We start from the raw sequence: 15,408 nt of genomic DNA, 5'->3' as shown, positions 1-15,408 counted from the left end.
GCGCGACCGGCGCGGGCGAAACCCGGGCGGCGGGGGCGGGCACGGGTTACCGTGTCCCCTGAACGGGTCGTGGCGGTTCGTGCACCGAGGGGGACCGAGTGCTGGTGGACACGCGGAGGATGAGACGGATCGGCTACGCGTCGGTGGCCGGTGCGGCGCTGGCGGCGCTGCTGGGCTGTGCCGCCCCGCGGGAGGAGGGCGAGGAGTCGGGCCCCGTCCCGGGGGCGGGCAACGCCGCCGCGGTGGGCGGCGACGTGGCCGCGGTGGAGCGGGCGGACCTGGCCGGGGTGTTCGAGCGGGCCGGGGCGGCGGGCACGTTCGTGCTCTACGACACACAGGACCGCACCTCGGTGCTGGTGGACCCGGGGCGGGCGCGCGAGCGCGCGGTGCCGGGGGAGACGTTCGAGCTGGTGACGGCGCTGGTGGCGCTCCAGACGGGCGCGGTGTCCGACGCGGGGGCCGTGGTGGGCGCCGGCGGGGCGGCGCACCGGGACGCGGTGGAGCGGGTGGGCCGGGACCGGCTGGCCACGTGGGTGGACCGGTTCGAGTACGGCGACCGCGACATCGGCGCGCCGGAGGACGGCTCCGGCGACTTCTGGGCGCGGGGCCCGCTGGGGGTCTCGGCGGTGGAGCAGACGGAGTTCCTGGCCGGGCTGGCCCGCCGGGAGCTGCCGGTGGACGCCGCCCACCAGGAGGCGCTGCACGCGGCCACCCTCGTGGAGGAGGGCGCCGGGCACACGCTGCACGGCCGCGCGGCCTGCGACGGGGGCGGGGCGCCGGGCTGGTGGGTCGGCTGGGTGGCCGCCGGGGAGCGGACGCACTCCTTCGCCCTGCGCCTGGAGCCGGGGGAGCGCGCGGCCGGTGACTGCGAGGCGCTGGGGCGCGAGCTGCTGGCGGCCCTGGACGTCCTGCCCCGGGAGTCCGGCACCCGGTAGGGGACGGCTCGGGGGGAGACGGCGGAGCCCCGCCCCGTGGCGGACGGGGCGGGGCCCGGCGGGTCCGGGAGGGGCGCCGGCTAGGCGGTCTTGCGGCGGGCGCGGACGGCCTCGGCCAGGGTGGTCAGCACCTCGGTGGTGGTGTCCCAGCCCATGCACTTGTCGGTGATGGACTGGCCGTACACCAGGTCCGCCGGGTCGCCCAGCTTCTGGGCGCCGGGGACGAGGAAGCTCTCCAGCATGACGCCGATGATGCCGTGCTGGCCCTCGGCCACCTGGGCGGCGATCTCGGCGGCCACGCCCGGCTGGCGCTCGTGGTCCTTGCCGCTGTTGGCGTGGCTGGCGTCGATCATCAGGCGGCGCGGCAGCCCCGCCCGGGCGATGACGTCCAGGGCGGCGTCCACCGAGGCGGCGTCGTGGTTGGGGCCGGTGCGGCCGCCGCGCAGGATGACGTGGCAGTCGGGGTTGCCCTCGGTGACGACCACCGAGCCCGCGCCGGTCGGGTCCACACCGAAGAACGTGTGCGAGGCCGCGGCCGCGCCCACCGCGTCCACGGCCACCTGCACGTCGCCGTCGGTGCCGTTCTTGAAGCCCACCGGGGTGCTCAGGCCGCTGCTCAGCTGGCGGTGCACCTGGCTCTCGGTGGTGCGGGCGCCGATCGCGCCCCAGGACACGGCGTCGGCGATGTACTGCGGGGTGATGGGGTCGAGGAACTCGGTGCCCGCGGGCAGCCCCAGCGAGTTGATGTCCAGCAGGATCTCGCGGGCCAGGCGCAGGCCGCGCTGGACGTCGTAGGTGTCGTCGAGGCCGGGGTCGTTGATGAGGCCCTTCCACCCGACGGTGGTGCGCGGCTTCTCGAAGTACACGCGCATGACCACGCACAGCTCCTCGCTCAGCGAGGGGACCAGCTCGATCAGCCGGTGGGCGTAGTCCATGGCCGACTCGCGGTCGTGCACGGAGCAGGGGCCGACGACGACCAGCAGGCGGTCGTCCTCACCGTCCAGGACCCGCTTGACCTCGGCGCGGGAGCGCTCGACCAGGGCGGTGCGCTCCGCTCCCAGGGGAAGCTCCGAGAGCAGGTCCCGGGGGGCGATGAGCGGCTTGTAGTCGACCACCCTTGTGTCGTTGGTGCTGGGCATGCTGCTGCTCCCCTGTGTCCTCGCTCGTGCGGTGCCGCCACCCTGCACACTAGCGCGGCCGCGGCTCCGGAACGCGATCACGCCGGTATTTCGGACGAGGGTCACACGGCGGGGGCCGGTAACGGCGACAATGGTGAAATGTTCGTCTCGCCCACTGAGACGCATTTCTCCGGGGGCGCCCGCGCGTGTTCACGGCTCCGGGTCGGCGAAGTCCTCCTCCCAGAATTCGGCGGGGCGGCGCGAGCCGTCCTGGACGGGGCCGCGCTCGGCCTCCTCCCGGCGCAGCTGCACCCGGCGGATCTTGCCCGACACGGTCTTGGGCAGCTCGGCGAACTCCAGGCGGCGGACCCTCTTGTACGGGGAGAGGCGGCCGCGGACGTGCTCCAGGATCGCCCGTGCCGTCTCCGCCGTGGGCGGCACCCCGGGGGCCGGGGTCACGAACGCCTTGGCGACCGCCAGCCTCAGCGGATCGGGGGAGGGGACCACCGCGGCCTCGGCCACGTATTCGTGTTCGACGAGCACGCTTTCGAGTTCGAATGGTGAGATGCGGTAATCCGAGGCCTTGAACACATCGTCGCCGCGACCGATATAGGTAATGTGCCCGTCGGGCTCCCGGGAGGCCAGATCCCCGGTGTGGAACAGGCCCCGGCGGGTCGCCGTCCGGGTCAGGTCGGGGCTGTCCGCGTACCCCTTCATGATCCCCACCGGCGCGTCGGACAGGTCCACGCAGATCTCGCCGGTGTCGCCCGGCTCCTCGGTGACCGGGTCCACCAGGACGATCCGGTACCCGGGCATCTCGCGGCCCATCGACCCGGGGACCACGTGCTGGCCGGGGGAGTTGCCGACCAGCAGGGTGGTCTCCGTCTGGCCGAACCCGTCGCGCACCGTCAGGCCCCACGCCCTGCGCACGTGCTCGACCACCTCCGCGTTCAGCGGCTCCCCGGCGGCCAGGGCCTCGCGCAGGGGGACCTTCCACGACGCCAGGTCGGTCTGCACCAGCATCCGCCACACCGTCGGCGGCGCGCAGAAGGTGTGGACGCCGCAGCGCACGATCTCGTCCAGCAGGCGCTCGGGGGAGAAGCGGTCCTGGCGCACCACCAGCACCGTCGCCTCGGCGTTCCAGGGCCCGAAGACGCTGCTGTAGGCGTGCTTGCCCCAGCCGGGGACGGACACGTTCAGGTGCACGTCCCCCGGCCGCACGCCCAGCCAGTACATGGTGGACAGGTGCCCGACCGGGTAGGAGCGCTGGGTGTGCACGACGAGCTTGGGCGTGGCGGTGGTGCCCGAGGTGAAGTAGACGAGCAGGGGGTCGTCGGGGCCGACGCGGTGCGGCGGGTGGAACTCCAGGCCGGCGTGCTCGGAGTCGGGGTAGCCGAGCCAGCCGTCCATGTACCCCACGCAGATGCGGGTCCAGTGGCCGCTCAGGCCCTCGAACTTCGCCGTGTCCACCGGGGAGCACACCACGTGCCCGATCTCGCCGCGCTCCAGCCGGTCCAGCAGGTCGCCCTCGGTCAGGTTGGTGGCGGTCGGTACCACGACGGCGCCGAGCTTGACGGCCGCCAGGGTGATCTCCCACAGCTCCACCTGGGGTCCGAGCATCACCAGGATGCGGTCGCCCGCGTGCACGCCCTGGGCGTGCAGCCAGTTGGCGACCTGGGAGGAGCGCTCCGACATGCGCCGGTAGGTGTGCTTCTCCTCCGAGCCGTCCTCGTCGACGATCCACAGTGCGGTGCGGTCCGGCCGCCGCTCCGCCACCTCGTCGAAATGGTCCAGCGCCCAGTTGAACACCTCGGGCCGGGGCCAGGTGAACTCCCGGTGCGCGCCCTCGCGGTCCTCCCGCAGCCGCAGGAGCAGATCGCGCGCCGCACGGAACTCCGCGGCACCCTCGGCCGCCGCCTCTTTGGACATCGCTTCGACCTTTCGGATCTCCGCCCGCCTCGCTCCGGGGCCGGTGTGCTGCGGTTTCTACCCCCGATGCGCCCCGGCGACCCATCGCCCCGCGCCGTGCGCCCGGCGGCGGCCGGGAGAAGCGGGGGCCCGGCGGGCACGCCCTAGGATGGTGAGCCATGGAGGAACTGCGCGGGCACCACGCCCTCTGGAGGATCGACGACGAGACGGTACGGATCCGCTTCGATTCCGGACGCAAGGTGCCGACGCTGTTCAAGGCACTGGGCGGCGCCGAGGTCCCGCTGGCCGCGGTGCGCGAGGCGGACTTCTACCGGGGCGACCGCAAGCACGGGTGGCGGCTGCGGCTGGACCTGCTCCCCGGGCTCGACCCCTACACCAGGCCGGCCGCGACCGCCCGCGACGCGCTCACCCCCCTGGTCCTGAGCGGCCCCCACGACACCGAGCTGGTCGCCGAGTACGTCGCCGACAAGATCCGGGACCTGGCCCGCTACGCCCGCGAGACCCTCGCCGGCGACCTGGACCGCACCGAGGTCGCCCGGGCCCTGGTGGCCCGGCCCCCCGTGCAGGCCCGCACCGCCGAGGGGTCGGCCTCCTTCGACGGCGAGAAGGTGCGCCTGCAGTGGGACGGGTGGCTGGCCAGCACCGCCAAGGAGAAGGAGAAGTCCCGCGAGTACCGGCTGGCCGAGATCGAGTCGGTGGACTGGCACCCGCAGGTCGACGTCACGGAGGGGTACATGCGCGTCGTGCTGCGCGGGGTCACCCTGCCCGAGGCGACCTCCCTGGAGAACGACTTCTTCACGCTCGCCTCGCACGGCTCCAAGGGCGCCGAGGAGACCTTCCTGATGGCGGCCACCGTCAACGCGTACATCGGTGACGCGCCCGCCGCGCCCGCCCTGGAGGGCGGTGAGCCGGGCGGCGCCGAGGAGGTCTTCGCCAAGATCCGCGAGCTGGGCCGCCTGCACGCCGAGGGCCTGCTCACCGACCAGGAGTTCGCCGACAAGAAGGCCGAACTCCTGGGCCGCCTCTAGCCTTCCCGTTCCCCCGCCGGAGGGACCCCGGCCGCCCCCCGCCCGGCCCGTCCCGGAAGACCCTTTCCGGGGCACACGACGAACACCCAGGAAAGGCCACGCTGTGCGCACCCTGTACCCGCCCATCGAACCGTACGACTCGGGCATGCTCGACGTCGGCGACGGACACCGCGTCTACTGGGAGCTGTGCGGCAACCCCGCGGGCAAGCCCGTGGTGTTCCTGCACGGCGGGCCCGGCGGCGGCTGCGTGCCCGACCACCGGCGGCTGTTCGACCCGGAGCGGTACCGGATCCTGCTGTTCGACCAGCGCAACTGCGGCCGCTCCACCCCGCACGCCGGGAGGATGGACACCGACCTGTCCACCAACACCACCTGGACGCTGGTGGAGGACATGGAGCGGCTGCGCGAGATGATCGGCGTGCAGGCCTGGCAGGTCTTCGGCGGGTCGTGGGGCAGCTGCCTGGCCCTGGCCTACGCCCAGGCCCACCCCGACCGGGTCACCGAGCTGATCCTCCGCGGCATCTTCACGCTGCGCGACGAGGAGCTGCGCTGGTTCTACCAGGAGGGGGCGTCCATGATGTTCCCCGACCTGTGGGAGTCCTACCTGGCGCCCATCCCCGAGGAGGAGCGCGGCGACCTCATGGCCGCCTACGCCCGGCGGCTGGAGTCGCCCGACCGCGAGACCCGGGTCGAGGCGGCGCGGGCGTGGAGCGTGTGGGAGGGCTCCACGGTGACCCTGCTGCCGAACAAGGAGCTGCGGGAGCACCACGCCGAGGACGAGTACGCGATGGCGTTCGCCCGGATCGAGAACCACTTCTTCGTCAACAGGGGGTTCTTCACGCCGGAGCAGCTGATCGAGGGCGCCGAGCGGATCCGGCACATCCCCGGGGTGATCGTGCAGGGCCGCTACGACGTGTGCACCCCGGTGCACACCGCCTACGACCTGCACCGGGCCTGGCCGGAGGCGGAGTTCCACATCGTCGACGACGCCGGGCACGCGTTCAGCGAACCCGGCATCCTCGACCGCCTCATCGAGGCGACCGACCGCTTCGCGCGGTGACGGGCCCCGGGCGCGCCCCGGCGCGCCCGGGAGGGGTCACCAGTCGTAGCGGTCGACGCAGGAGTACGGGTCGACGGGCGGGGGCAGCAGCTCCTCCGCCCGCTCCCGGGACAGGTTCCAGGACGCGGGGCCGTCGTCCCCGAGGCGGTGGTACTGCCGCTGGAGCACGCAGGCGCGGTCCTCGCCCTCCAGCTCGACCAGGGCCGGGACGGCGTCGGCGGACAGGTCCCGCAGGTACCAGACGTCCGACATGTTCAGCTCGGTGCCCAGGTGGCTCTCGGCGATGCGCAGGTCCGGGTCCGCGTAGGCGAACACGGCCAGCGACACCCCGGCCGTGGCGGCCACGACCCGGGGCAGCCACACCGCGGGCCGACCCAGGGTGTTGAGCACCCCGGCGGCGATGACCAGCGCGAACACCAGGGCGCTCCACACGATCCACGCCTCCGCGACGGCCCGGAGCCGGGTGAGTCCGAACACGTCGATGTACAGCTGCAGGCGGTACATCGCCGAGGCGAGGATGACCAGGGTGAGCACGCACAGCGCCCCCAGCAGGGCGTTGCGCAGCAGGCGGACGCCGCGCGGGCGCGCGGGGACGATCCGGGCGGACAGGCCGATGACGCCCAGGACCAGGACGCTGACGACCACCAGCTGGAAGAACCCCTGCCGGGCGTACTCGGCGTAGGTGACCCCGGCGACCCGCTGCACGTGGTCGTCGCCGCCGAACAGGGTGACGGCCTGCACCGCCAGGAACGCGGCGAACAGCGCGGTCAGCGCGCCCAGGGGGATGGTCCACGCCCACACCGGCATCCGGGCCTCCCGCTCGGGGCGCGCGGTGGGGGCGGGGCGGCGGCGCCGTGCGGTGAGCACCGCGGACCCGGTGAACAGGGCGGTGAACACCAGGAGGAGCAGGCGGCCGATCCCCTCGGAGAACGAGGTGCCCTCGGTCAGCGGGGTGAAGAGGTCGGCCACGTAGTGGGCGAACACGGTGTCGGCGAACGAGAACAGCAGACCGAAGACCACCAGCAGCGCAGTGGTGACCAGGGCGGTCAGCACGGCGGGGCCCAGCAGCAGCCGGGTCGGGCTGTTCTGGAGGGGGCTCAGCAGGAAGCGCGGCGTGGCGAAGAGGTTGCGCACCAGCGCGAACGCGCCCGCGGCGACGCCCACCGTGCCGCTGCGCGAGAGGGGGCCGCGGACGGCGAAGGCCAGCGAGGCGGTCAGGAACGCGCCGGTGAGCGTCCAGAACAGCAGCCATCCGGCGTCGCGGAACAGGGCGGTGAAGAGCAGGGCGGTCGCGATCACCCCGAAGATCGCCGCCCAGGCGTGGGAGTAGCGGTCGGGCTCGCCGACCTCCTCCACCGGGCCGCCCGCGGGGCGCCAGCCGCCGCCGGGCGCGGGCTCCCAGCCGTTCCAGGCGGCGGGGGCCGAGGCGTCGGTGTCGGCCGGGGAGCTCCGGGCGGGCTCCCGCCCGTCCGTGTCCGGGGCCCCGTCGGCGTCCCCGCCCTCGGGGGCCTCGGTGTCCTCGGTGTCCTCGGTGGCTTCGGCGTTTTCGGTGTCCTCGGCGGCGGGTGTGCCGGGGGCCTCACGGTCCCCGTCCGCGGCGTCGTGGCGGTCGTCGGGACCGGGATCCGGGTCGGCGTCCGCCCTTCCCCCGTCCGCCTCCGCTTCCCGCCGGTCCTCCTCCGGGCCGTCCCCGTCCTCGTCCCCGGCCGCCGCGGGGGCCTCCGGGATGGCCGGACGGACCAGGAGCGCGACCAGGGCGGTCAGCCCCGCCAGGAGCCCGGTGAGCACCAGCCCCAGGCCCGGGCGGGCCAGGGAGGCGAACAGCGAGGAGAACGTTCCCACCGCCAGGACCGCGATGAGCAGCCAGCCCGGCGCCCTGGGCAGCACCGGCCTGGGCCGGTAGGCCGGCGGGAGGTACGGCGGGTGCGGGGGGTGGTGGGTGTGCGGGGTTTCGGGAACTGCCATGGTGTCCCTCGGCTCGGACGCTGGACGGGGGGATCCCCGTACAGCGTGGGACTCCCGGCCTCGCCCGCCGGTTCACGGAGGCACCGGCGTAGTGTGCGGTAGGACACTTCCATCCGCGCGAGGAGTCACACCATGCGAGTCGAGGTCGACTACGACCTGTGCGAGAGCAACGCCCTGTGCATGGGCGTCGCCCCCGAGGTCTTCGAGGTCAGGGACGACGACTTCCTGTACCTGCTCACCGAGGAGCCGCCCGCCGCGCTCCACGACCGGGTCCGCCAGGCCGAGAAGCTGTGCCCCAAGCGGGCCATCACGGTCGCGGACTGACCGCCGCCAGGGCGTCCTCCCAGGTGGTCGGCCGCTCCAGCAGCCCCCGGTACCGCATGGTGCGCGGGGTGGACCGCAGCCCCAGGACGCCCGTCAGTATGCCGCCCCGGCCGAGGAACGCCACGAACTTACGGTCCTGCACGGACCCGTGGACGACGGCGACCTCATCGGCCGGGGCGCCCTGTCCCAGCAGCTGGATCTTCATTTTGTATTGGTCCGACCAGAAGTAGGGCACCGGAGTGAAGGGCCTGCGCTCCCGCGGGGCGGCGAGCAGGTTGTGCGCGGCCGCCGCGGCCTGCTCCCCGGCGTTGGTCCAGTGCTCCAGGCGGATGCGCCCGCCGTAGCGGGGGTGCGGCCAGTTCGCGAGGTCGCCGACCGCGTACACGCCGGGGGCGGACGCCGCCGAGTACTCGTCGCAGCGCACCGACCCGTCGGGCATGAGGTCGAGCGCCCCCTGGAGCCACTCGGTGTTGAGGTCCACGCCGATGCCGGCCACCACCAGGGGCGCCTCGACGGCCTCCCCGTCGGCGAGCCGCACGCGCTCGACCCGCCCGGAGCCCTCGTAGGCGTCGACCCCGACGCCCAGGCGCACGTCCACGCCGTTCTCCCGGTGCAGGTCGGTCAGCACCGTTCCCAGCCGCGGGTCGACCACCCTGGTCAGCGGTGTGGGGGCCGCCTCCACCAGGGTGACCTCGGCGCCCAGGGCGCGGGCGCTCGCCGCCACCTCGGCGCCGACGAACCCGGCGCCCACGACCACCAGGCGCCCGTGCTCGGCGATCCCCGCGCGCACCGCCTCGGCGTCCTCCAGGGTGCGCAGCACGTGCACCCCCGCCAGGCCGGTGTCCGGGCGGCGCGCCCGGGCGCCCGTCGCGACCACCAGGCCGTCGTAGGGGACGTCGCCGTCGTCGAGCTTCACCGTGCGGGAGGCGGTGTCCAGGCCGAGCGCCCGGGTGCCCGGGCGGAAGTCCAGGTCCAGGGCGTCGACCTCGGCGTCCTCCAGCAGCCGCAGCGCCCGGTGGCCCGCCAGGGGACCCGGGTCCAGGCCCACCCCGGTCAGCGCCTCCTTGGAGAGCGGCGGCCGGGAGTAGGGCCGGTGGGGCTCCTCGCCGATGAGGGTGACACGGCCCTCGAAACCGCGTTCGCGCAGGGCCGCCGCGGTGTGCAGCCCCGCCATCCCGGCGCCGACGATGACGATGTTTCGCACTGTGCCTCCGATCAGAGCGGACGGACCTCGCCGACGGGCGCGCCGCCGCCGTAGACGTCCACCCGCAGCCGGTCCCGGACGGGGGAGACGTCCACGCCCAGGGAGCGCAGGGCGTCGAGTGCGACCAGCGTACGCGCCCGCTCCGCGGCGTCCCCGTCGCTGATCTTGACGGCGACGGCCTCCCCGGAGGGCGCGGACAGGACCAGCACCCCGTCGGCGCCGATCTTGGACACCAGGCCGGGCATGCGGGTCATCAGGTCGGTGTCCACCCGGCCGGTGCCGGACACGTACTCGGGGTGGGCGCTCATGGCCGCGAGGACCGCGCGCTCGGGCGACCCCTCGGGCGCGGTGCGCATCCGCCACAGCCCCCGGGCCAGGCCCGCCAGGGAGACGGCCAGCTGGGGCGCCCCGCAGCCGTCGACGGCGGTGTGGGCGACCTCCTCGTCGCACAGGTCCTCGGTGGTCTCGCGGACGAGCACCTGGAGGGGGTGCCCCGGGTCGAGGTAGTCCCCGGTGGTCCACCCCCGCGCGACGCAGGCGGCGAGCATGCCCGCGTGCTTGCCCGAGCAGTTCATCAGGAGGCGCTCGGGCTCGCGGCCGGAGCGGACGAACTCGCGGCGGGCCTCGGAGCCGCCGGGGATGTCGGGCGGACAGCGCAGCGCGTCGGGGGTGAGCCCCGCCTCGGCGAGGATCAGCCGGGCGCGCTCCTCGTGCAGGGGCTCGCCGCCGTGGCTGCCCGCCGCGATCGCCAGGGAGGGCCCGGACAGCGGGGCGCCGGCGCGCAGCATCGCCACGGCCTGGAACGGCTTGGCGGAGGAGCGGGGGAACATCGGCTGGTGCACCGGTCCGCGCGCGTGGGCGATGCGCCCGTCGGCGGACAGACCGACGACCGCCCCGTAGTGCACGCTCTCGCGCATCCCGGAACGGGTCACCTCGGCGAGGGGCACGTACTCGGGCAGCGGGGTTCTGGTCATACGGGTCTCCTCATCGTCGAGGGGTGCGTGGAGTGTCCGGGGGTGTACGGACATGCGTCAGAACGTTACCCCGGGCCTCTTTCTTCCGTTTCCACCGGGAGCGCGGAAGCACCGCGGGCCGGGCCGTCGGCGCCGGGGAGTAGGGTCATGGCCGTGGAGCCGGTGGTTTTCAACGGAGGGACGGGCATGGGAACGCTGCGGATGGGGACGCTGACCCGGCGCAGGGGCGGCATCCGGGCGGCGGACCTGGAGTACGCGGTGCTCGACACCGAGACCACCGGCCTGGACCCGCGCACGGGCGCCCGCATCGTCGAGATCGCCGTGGTGCGGGTACGCGGCGACGGCACCCTGCTGCGGGAGTCCACCACCCTGGTGGACCCGCGCGCGGACGTGGCCGGCCGTGAGTTCCACGGCATCGGCGACGGCGACGTCATCGGCGCCCCGTCCGTCGACGAGGTGGTGCCGGAACTGGTCCGGCTGCTCTCGGGCGCGGTGGTGGTGGGCCACAACCTCGACTTCGAGCAGCGCTTCCTGGCCTCGGAGCTGGTCCCCGTCGGCCTGCCCGAGGGGCTGCCGGGGCTGTGCACGCTGCGGGCCCTGCGCGCGCAGGTCAGGCTGGAGCGCTACTCGCTGCCCAAGGCCTCGCACGCGCTCAGCGGCGTGTGGCCGACCGGGCAGCACACCGCCCTGGGCGACGCCCGCGCCTGCGCCCGCCTGCTGGTGGAGATGATCGCCAACGCCCCGGGTGAGCTGCGCTACCACGGTGCCGAGCCCGAGCCGGTCGCGGTCCCGCTGCGCCGCAGGGTCCCGGTGCCCTCGGGCGCGCCCGCGGAGGCCGTGCGCTGGAAGCCGCGCACCTCCACCCCGCCGGACCTGTTCGTCCCGCGCCCGTGGCCGGGCGCGCGCTGGCGCCCCCTGGAGCTGGACCCCTTCCTGTGCGGCGGGGCGTTCGGCCCCTCGGACCGGGCGATCGCGGAGATGGCGGCGCACCGGGACGCGCGGGCGCGCCGCCGCCTCGCGGCGGCCGCCGCGGTGGCCGGCGGCCTGGCGGCCGGCGGACTGCTGGCCGGCCTGGGCCGCCGCCTGCGCCGCCGCTAGGGGCGGGCCCGGCCGAGCGCCCGCGCGGCGCGGCCCGGGGTGTGTTCGGTGGGTGCTCTCGTGCGGTTCGGCGCACGCGCCGAACGGGCACGGGCGGCCGCGAGGCGGTCCCTCGCGAGACGACCGGCGCGGGTCGGCCCCGAGGGGCGGCCGTCCGAGCGCAGGCGGCGCGGCGAGGGGCGACCCGGGGCGCGCCTAGTAGCCGGAGAGGGCGAGGAAGAACGCGACGATCATCGCGCTGCCGCCCAGGGCGGTGAGCAGGGCGCGGCCCTGTTCGGTGAGGCGGGCCGGGACCAGCCGCAGCCGGGGGCCGGCGGACCGCGCCGGGGCCCGTGTGGCGGTGCGCGTGGCGGACCCGCCGCGGGCGGGGGCGCGCACGGGGCGGGGCGGGACGTAGCGGGGCAGCCTGTTGGACATCGCGACCAGCACCAGCACGGCGCCGATCGCCAGCAGCACGAGAGACACGGCGGGGGTGAACCTTCACGACTCGGGTCCGGGGTCATGATTCCTACCGGATCCGGGCCGCGGTTCTCGACTCGGTATCACCCGATCGCCACCGGAGCGCCCGTTACGGGCGGTCCGTTATCACCCGCCGCTCATGCGTCGTCGCCGACGGTCTCCGTCGCGGTCCGGTTGGGGACGATGGTGTCCACGGTTTCGGTCTCCACACCCAGGGCGCGCAGCACGAACCGGGTGACCAGGGCGTGCGTCTCCTCCGGATCGATCTCGCCGCTCACCAGGGGGATCCGCTGGGAGCCGACCATCGACAGGGTCAGCCGGGCGACCGCCTCGGGGGGCATCGCGTCGAACTCGCCGTCCGCGATCCCCTCCTCCAGGATCTCGGTGAGCAGGCTCTGCATCGGGGCGACGTGGGCGGCCAGCGCCTGGTAGGCCTGCGGGCCCAGGCTGGCGCCGAGTTCGGCCGCGGGCGGGTGCGGGTGCGCCATGATGCCCTGGAGCTGGAGGCGGACGAACGCCGACAGCCGCCGGGCCGCGGAGACCCCCGAGGGCAGCTCGCGCCGGTAGTCCTCCACGAAGCGGTTGTTCACCTCCTCGGTGAACGCCAGCAGCAGGGTGGGCTTGTCCGGGAAGTAGTTGTAGAGCGCGGTGCGGGTGATGCCCGCGGCGTTGGCGACGTCGGTCATGGAGACGCGGTCGATCCCCTGCGAGCGGATGAGCTCGTCGACAGCCTCCATGATGCGCTCCCGTGTGCGGGCACGGTGGGCGGCGATGGTGGGCGCCGTGATCTTGGGCATTCCTCTATGGTGGCACGCCGAAGGGGCCGGACCGCACGGTCCGGCCTCTTCCGCGGTGTCCTCCCGGGGGCGCGCGCCCGGGGCGCCGTGGCTGTCAGCGGGCGGTGTGCAGCCGGCCCAGGTCGGCGAACACCTCCGTGTTGAGCTGGTAGGCCAGGCGGGTCTCGGCGATGAGCCGGTCGGCGGTGGCGGCGTCCATCTCCAGGGAGTCCAGCCGCTCGCGGTAGCCCGCGCGGAACCGGGGCAGGCTGCCCAGGCGGTCGAACACGTAGAAGGCGACCCCGGCCCCGTCGGTGAGCCCGTAGGCCCCGGCGGCGGTGCGGCGGATGAACTGGCCGCCGGAGACGTCGCCCATGTACCGGGTGTAGTGGTGGGCGATGAAGCCCTCGGGGTGGTCGGTCATCTGCTCGATGCGCGCCACGTAGGTGCGGGTGGCGGGGGTCGGCTCGATCCGCGCGCGCCAGTCGGGGCCGAGCAGGTGCTCCAGGTCGGTCACGAGCGCGGGCACGCGCTCCAGTTCGGGGTAGTGGAACCGGCCGGCCAGGGGGTCGCCGGCCAGGGCGCGGCCGACCTCCTCCAGCGCGACGTAGGCGAAGTAGTGCTGGGCGACCATCGCGGTGTACCCGGCCACGGGGAGGGTGCCGGACATCAGGGCCTGGGTGAACCCGTGGTCCTCGGCGGCCTGGTGGGCGCTCCAGGTGGCCGCCTTGAGCCGCTCGGAGAACAGCTCCGAGTCGGGGGCCGTGGAGGGGGCTTCGGCCGTGACGCTCATCCGCGTTCTCCGTACTTCCTCGATCGGTGCCTTTGATGACATGATGTCATTTAGGTGAGCCTTCCTTCAAGGAGGATACGACAGGCTGTCATAAAAAACACGGGCGGTGTCGCTTAGCCTGTGTGCGGCCTCACAAGCGCCGCCCCCGTGCACATGCCCCTGCACGCGCCCGCGGACCGCCCCCGGCGGCCCCGCGCAAAACCCCGGCCCCCAGCCGGTTCCGGCCCGCCGACCCCCTCCGACGACGGGGTTCCCCGCGAATCCGTCGGATGTGTCTCCCCCACGCCTGCTGGTCAACAGGTCCCCGGGGCGTTTATCTTTTGGGGAGCCATGCGGTCCGAACCGCCCCGGGGTGTCCGTCTCGGGCCCACGCGGCGCGACGGCGAGCGCCCGCGGACCGTCAGACCGAAGGCGATGAGTGGATACCAGGAGAACAGGGCACGATCCCACGACGGTGATCGGCACGGGGACGGCGCACACCGCCCCCGCTGACGGCGTGGCCGCCGACGGCCGCGCCGCCCTGGGCGACGCCGTCCTGAACGAACGGGTGGAGGCTGCCGTCGAATCGGTTGACGTCCTGCTGATCGAGGACGATGCGGGCGACGCCTTCCTGGCCGAGGAACTGCTCGCCGAGACAGCGCTCACCACCCGGATCACGTGGGTCGCCACCCTCGAGGAGGCCCGGGACCACCTCAAGGGCTTCCGCGGCTGCGTCCTGCTCGACCTCAACCTGCCCGACGCGCACGGCCTGGACCTGCTCCGCGAGGTCCTCCAGAGCGCGCCCTCGGCGGCCGTCGTGGTCCTCACCGGCCTGGACGACGAGCACGAGGGCGTCGCCGCCGTCTCCGCCGGAGCCCAGGACTACCTCGTCAAGGGCCAGGTCGACGGCTCCCTGCTGGGCCGCAGCCTGCGCTACTCCCTGGAGCGCCGCCGCGCCGACGAGAACGCCCACCAGCTCCGCGAGGCCCGCCTGCGCGCCCGCGAGAACATGCGCCTGGAACGCGGCCTGCTGCCCCAGGTGCTGCTCCAGCGCTCGCCGCTCAGCCACCGCACCTACTACCGGCCCGGCCGCAAGCGCGCCATCGTCGGCGGCGACTTCTACGACGCGGTCGAGAAGGACGGCACCACCCACGTCATCATCGGCGACGTCAGCGGCCACGGCCCCGACGAGGCCGCGCTGGGCGTCAGCCTGCGCATCGCCTGGCGGACGCTCATCATGGCCGGGGTCGCCGAGTCCACGGTGCTGCCCAACCTGGAGGCCATCCTCGTCAGCGAGCGGGCCCAGGAGGAGATGTACGCGACCCTGTGCATGGCGAGCATGGACACCGGCGACGACCGGGTCCGGCTGCGCGTGCTGGGCCACCCGCCGCCCATGATCGTCCGGGACACCTCCGTGGCGGAGACCCCGGTCACCCCCCAGCCCCCGCTCGGCGTCTTCCCGGTGGAGGACGCCGACGTCGACGAGGTCCGCCTGCCGCGCGGCTCCAGCCTGCTGATGTACACGGACGGCCTGGTCGACGCCTACGACGGGGAACCGCCCGCGCGCCTGGAGGTCGCGGGCCTGCGCCGGCTGGTCACCGGCATCCTGGAACAGGGCGTCTCCCTGGCCCGCCTGCCCGAGCACGTGGTGGACGAGGCCGAACGCAGCAACGGGGGACCGCTCCAGGACGACGTGGCGATGCTCCTCATCACCCACGACGACCACGGGGAGAACAACGGAGACCGGGAGTGACACCTCCCGGGGA

General features: G+C 74.3%; 14 protein-coding genes. 6 read left to right on the top strand and 8 right to left on the bottom strand.

All coding sequences use genetic code 11. From position 1 onward, the window contains the following. The first annotated feature begins 119 nt into the window (after nt 1-119). Nucleotides 120-935: a penicillin binding protein transpeptidase domain-containing protein gene (locus KGD84_RS25525; protein ID WP_220562900.1), complete on the top strand. Its 816-nt coding sequence runs from the start codon at nt 120-122 to the stop codon at nt 933-935. Between the two features lie 80 nt (nt 936-1,015). Here KGD84_RS25525 and KGD84_RS25520 read toward each other — a convergent pair whose 3' ends face one another. Next, the gene (locus KGD84_RS25520) at nt 1,016-2,074 is read right to left on the bottom strand and encodes a 3-deoxy-7-phosphoheptulonate synthase (RefSeq protein WP_220562899.1); all 1,059 of its coding nucleotides are present in this window, start codon (nt 2,072-2,074) and stop codon (nt 1,016-1,018) included. Between the two features lie 189 nt (nt 2,075-2,263). Then, complete coding sequence (locus KGD84_RS25515; protein WP_220562898.1) at nt 2,264-3,982, bottom strand: AMP-binding protein; 1,719 nt, start codon at nt 3,980-3,982, stop codon at nt 2,264-2,266. A gap of 158 nt (nt 3,983-4,140) precedes the next feature. Here KGD84_RS25515 and KGD84_RS25510 point away from each other — a divergent pair, with 158 nt between their 5' ends. Further along, nucleotides 4,141-5,010: a DUF4429 domain-containing protein gene (locus KGD84_RS25510; RefSeq protein WP_220562897.1), complete on the top strand. Its 870-nt coding sequence runs from the start codon at nt 4,141-4,143 to the stop codon at nt 5,008-5,010. 103 nt (nt 5,011-5,113) lie between these two features. Beyond that, nucleotides 5,114-6,070, top strand: a complete 957-nt coding sequence (gene pip / locus KGD84_RS25505) for a prolyl aminopeptidase (RefSeq protein ID WP_220562896.1) — start codon at nt 5,114-5,116, stop codon at nt 6,068-6,070. Nucleotides 6,071-6,106: 36 nt separating this feature from the next. On the opposite strand, the gene KGD84_RS25500 is transcribed toward pip, so the two are convergent. Continuing rightward, nucleotides 6,107-8,035, bottom strand: coding sequence for a DUF4153 domain-containing protein (locus KGD84_RS25500; protein ID WP_277615492.1), 1,929 nt, complete (start codon nt 8,033-8,035; stop codon nt 6,107-6,109). Between the two features lie 132 nt (nt 8,036-8,167). On the opposite strand from KGD84_RS25500, the gene KGD84_RS25495 reads away from it, so the two are divergent. Continuing rightward, nucleotides 8,168-8,359, top strand: coding sequence for a ferredoxin (locus KGD84_RS25495; RefSeq protein ID WP_220562895.1), 192 nt, complete (start codon nt 8,168-8,170; stop codon nt 8,357-8,359). On the opposite strand, the gene KGD84_RS25490 is transcribed toward KGD84_RS25495, so the two are convergent. After that, a complete protein-coding gene (locus tag KGD84_RS25490) occupies nt 8,343-9,563 on the bottom strand; it encodes an NAD(P)/FAD-dependent oxidoreductase (protein ID WP_420910369.1) in 1,221 nt (406 codons plus the stop codon). The genes KGD84_RS25495 and KGD84_RS25490 overlap by 17 nt on opposite strands. Before the next feature lie 11 nt (nt 9,564-9,574). Further along, nucleotides 9,575-10,537, bottom strand: a complete 963-nt coding sequence (locus KGD84_RS25485; protein WP_220562894.1) for an asparaginase — start codon at nt 10,535-10,537, stop codon at nt 9,575-9,577. Between the two features lie 186 nt (nt 10,538-10,723). On the opposite strand from KGD84_RS25485, the gene KGD84_RS25480 reads away from it, so the two are divergent. Beyond that, on the top strand, nt 10,724-11,635 hold the full coding sequence (locus tag KGD84_RS25480; RefSeq protein WP_220562893.1) for a 3'-5' exonuclease: 912 nt from the start codon (nt 10,724-10,726) through the stop codon (nt 11,633-11,635). Nucleotides 11,636-11,830: 195 nt separating this feature from the next. Here KGD84_RS25480 and KGD84_RS25475 read toward each other — a convergent pair whose 3' ends face one another. The 3 genes from KGD84_RS25475 to KGD84_RS25465 all read right to left on the bottom strand — a co-directional run bounded on the left by KGD84_RS25475 (nt 11,831) and on the right by KGD84_RS25465 (nt 13,663). Further along, entirely contained in the window at nt 11,831-12,100 is a 270-nt protein-coding gene (locus KGD84_RS25475) for a hypothetical protein (RefSeq protein WP_220562892.1), read from the bottom strand. A gap of 131 nt (nt 12,101-12,231) precedes the next feature. Continuing rightward, the gene (locus KGD84_RS25470) at nt 12,232-12,891 is read right to left on the bottom strand and encodes a TetR/AcrR family transcriptional regulator (protein ID WP_220562891.1); all 660 of its coding nucleotides are present in this window, start codon (nt 12,889-12,891) and stop codon (nt 12,232-12,234) included. A 94-nt stretch (nt 12,892-12,985) separates the two neighbouring features. After that, entirely contained in the window at nt 12,986-13,663 is a 678-nt protein-coding gene (locus KGD84_RS25465; protein WP_220562890.1) for a biliverdin-producing heme oxygenase, read from the bottom strand. Nucleotides 13,664-14,117: 454 nt separating this feature from the next. Between KGD84_RS25465 and KGD84_RS25460 the strand changes: the two genes are divergently transcribed. After that, entirely contained in the window at nt 14,118-15,395 is a 1,278-nt protein-coding gene (locus KGD84_RS25460) for a PP2C family protein-serine/threonine phosphatase (protein ID WP_220562889.1), read from the top strand. Nucleotides 15,396-15,408: the final 13 nt, after the last annotated feature.

The organism is Nocardiopsis changdeensis (assembly GCF_018316655.1).
Taxonomy (GTDB): Bacteria; Actinomycetota; Actinomycetes; order Streptosporangiales; family Streptosporangiaceae; genus Nocardiopsis; species Nocardiopsis changdeensis.
This window is presented reverse-complemented; position numbering and strand designations above follow the sequence as displayed.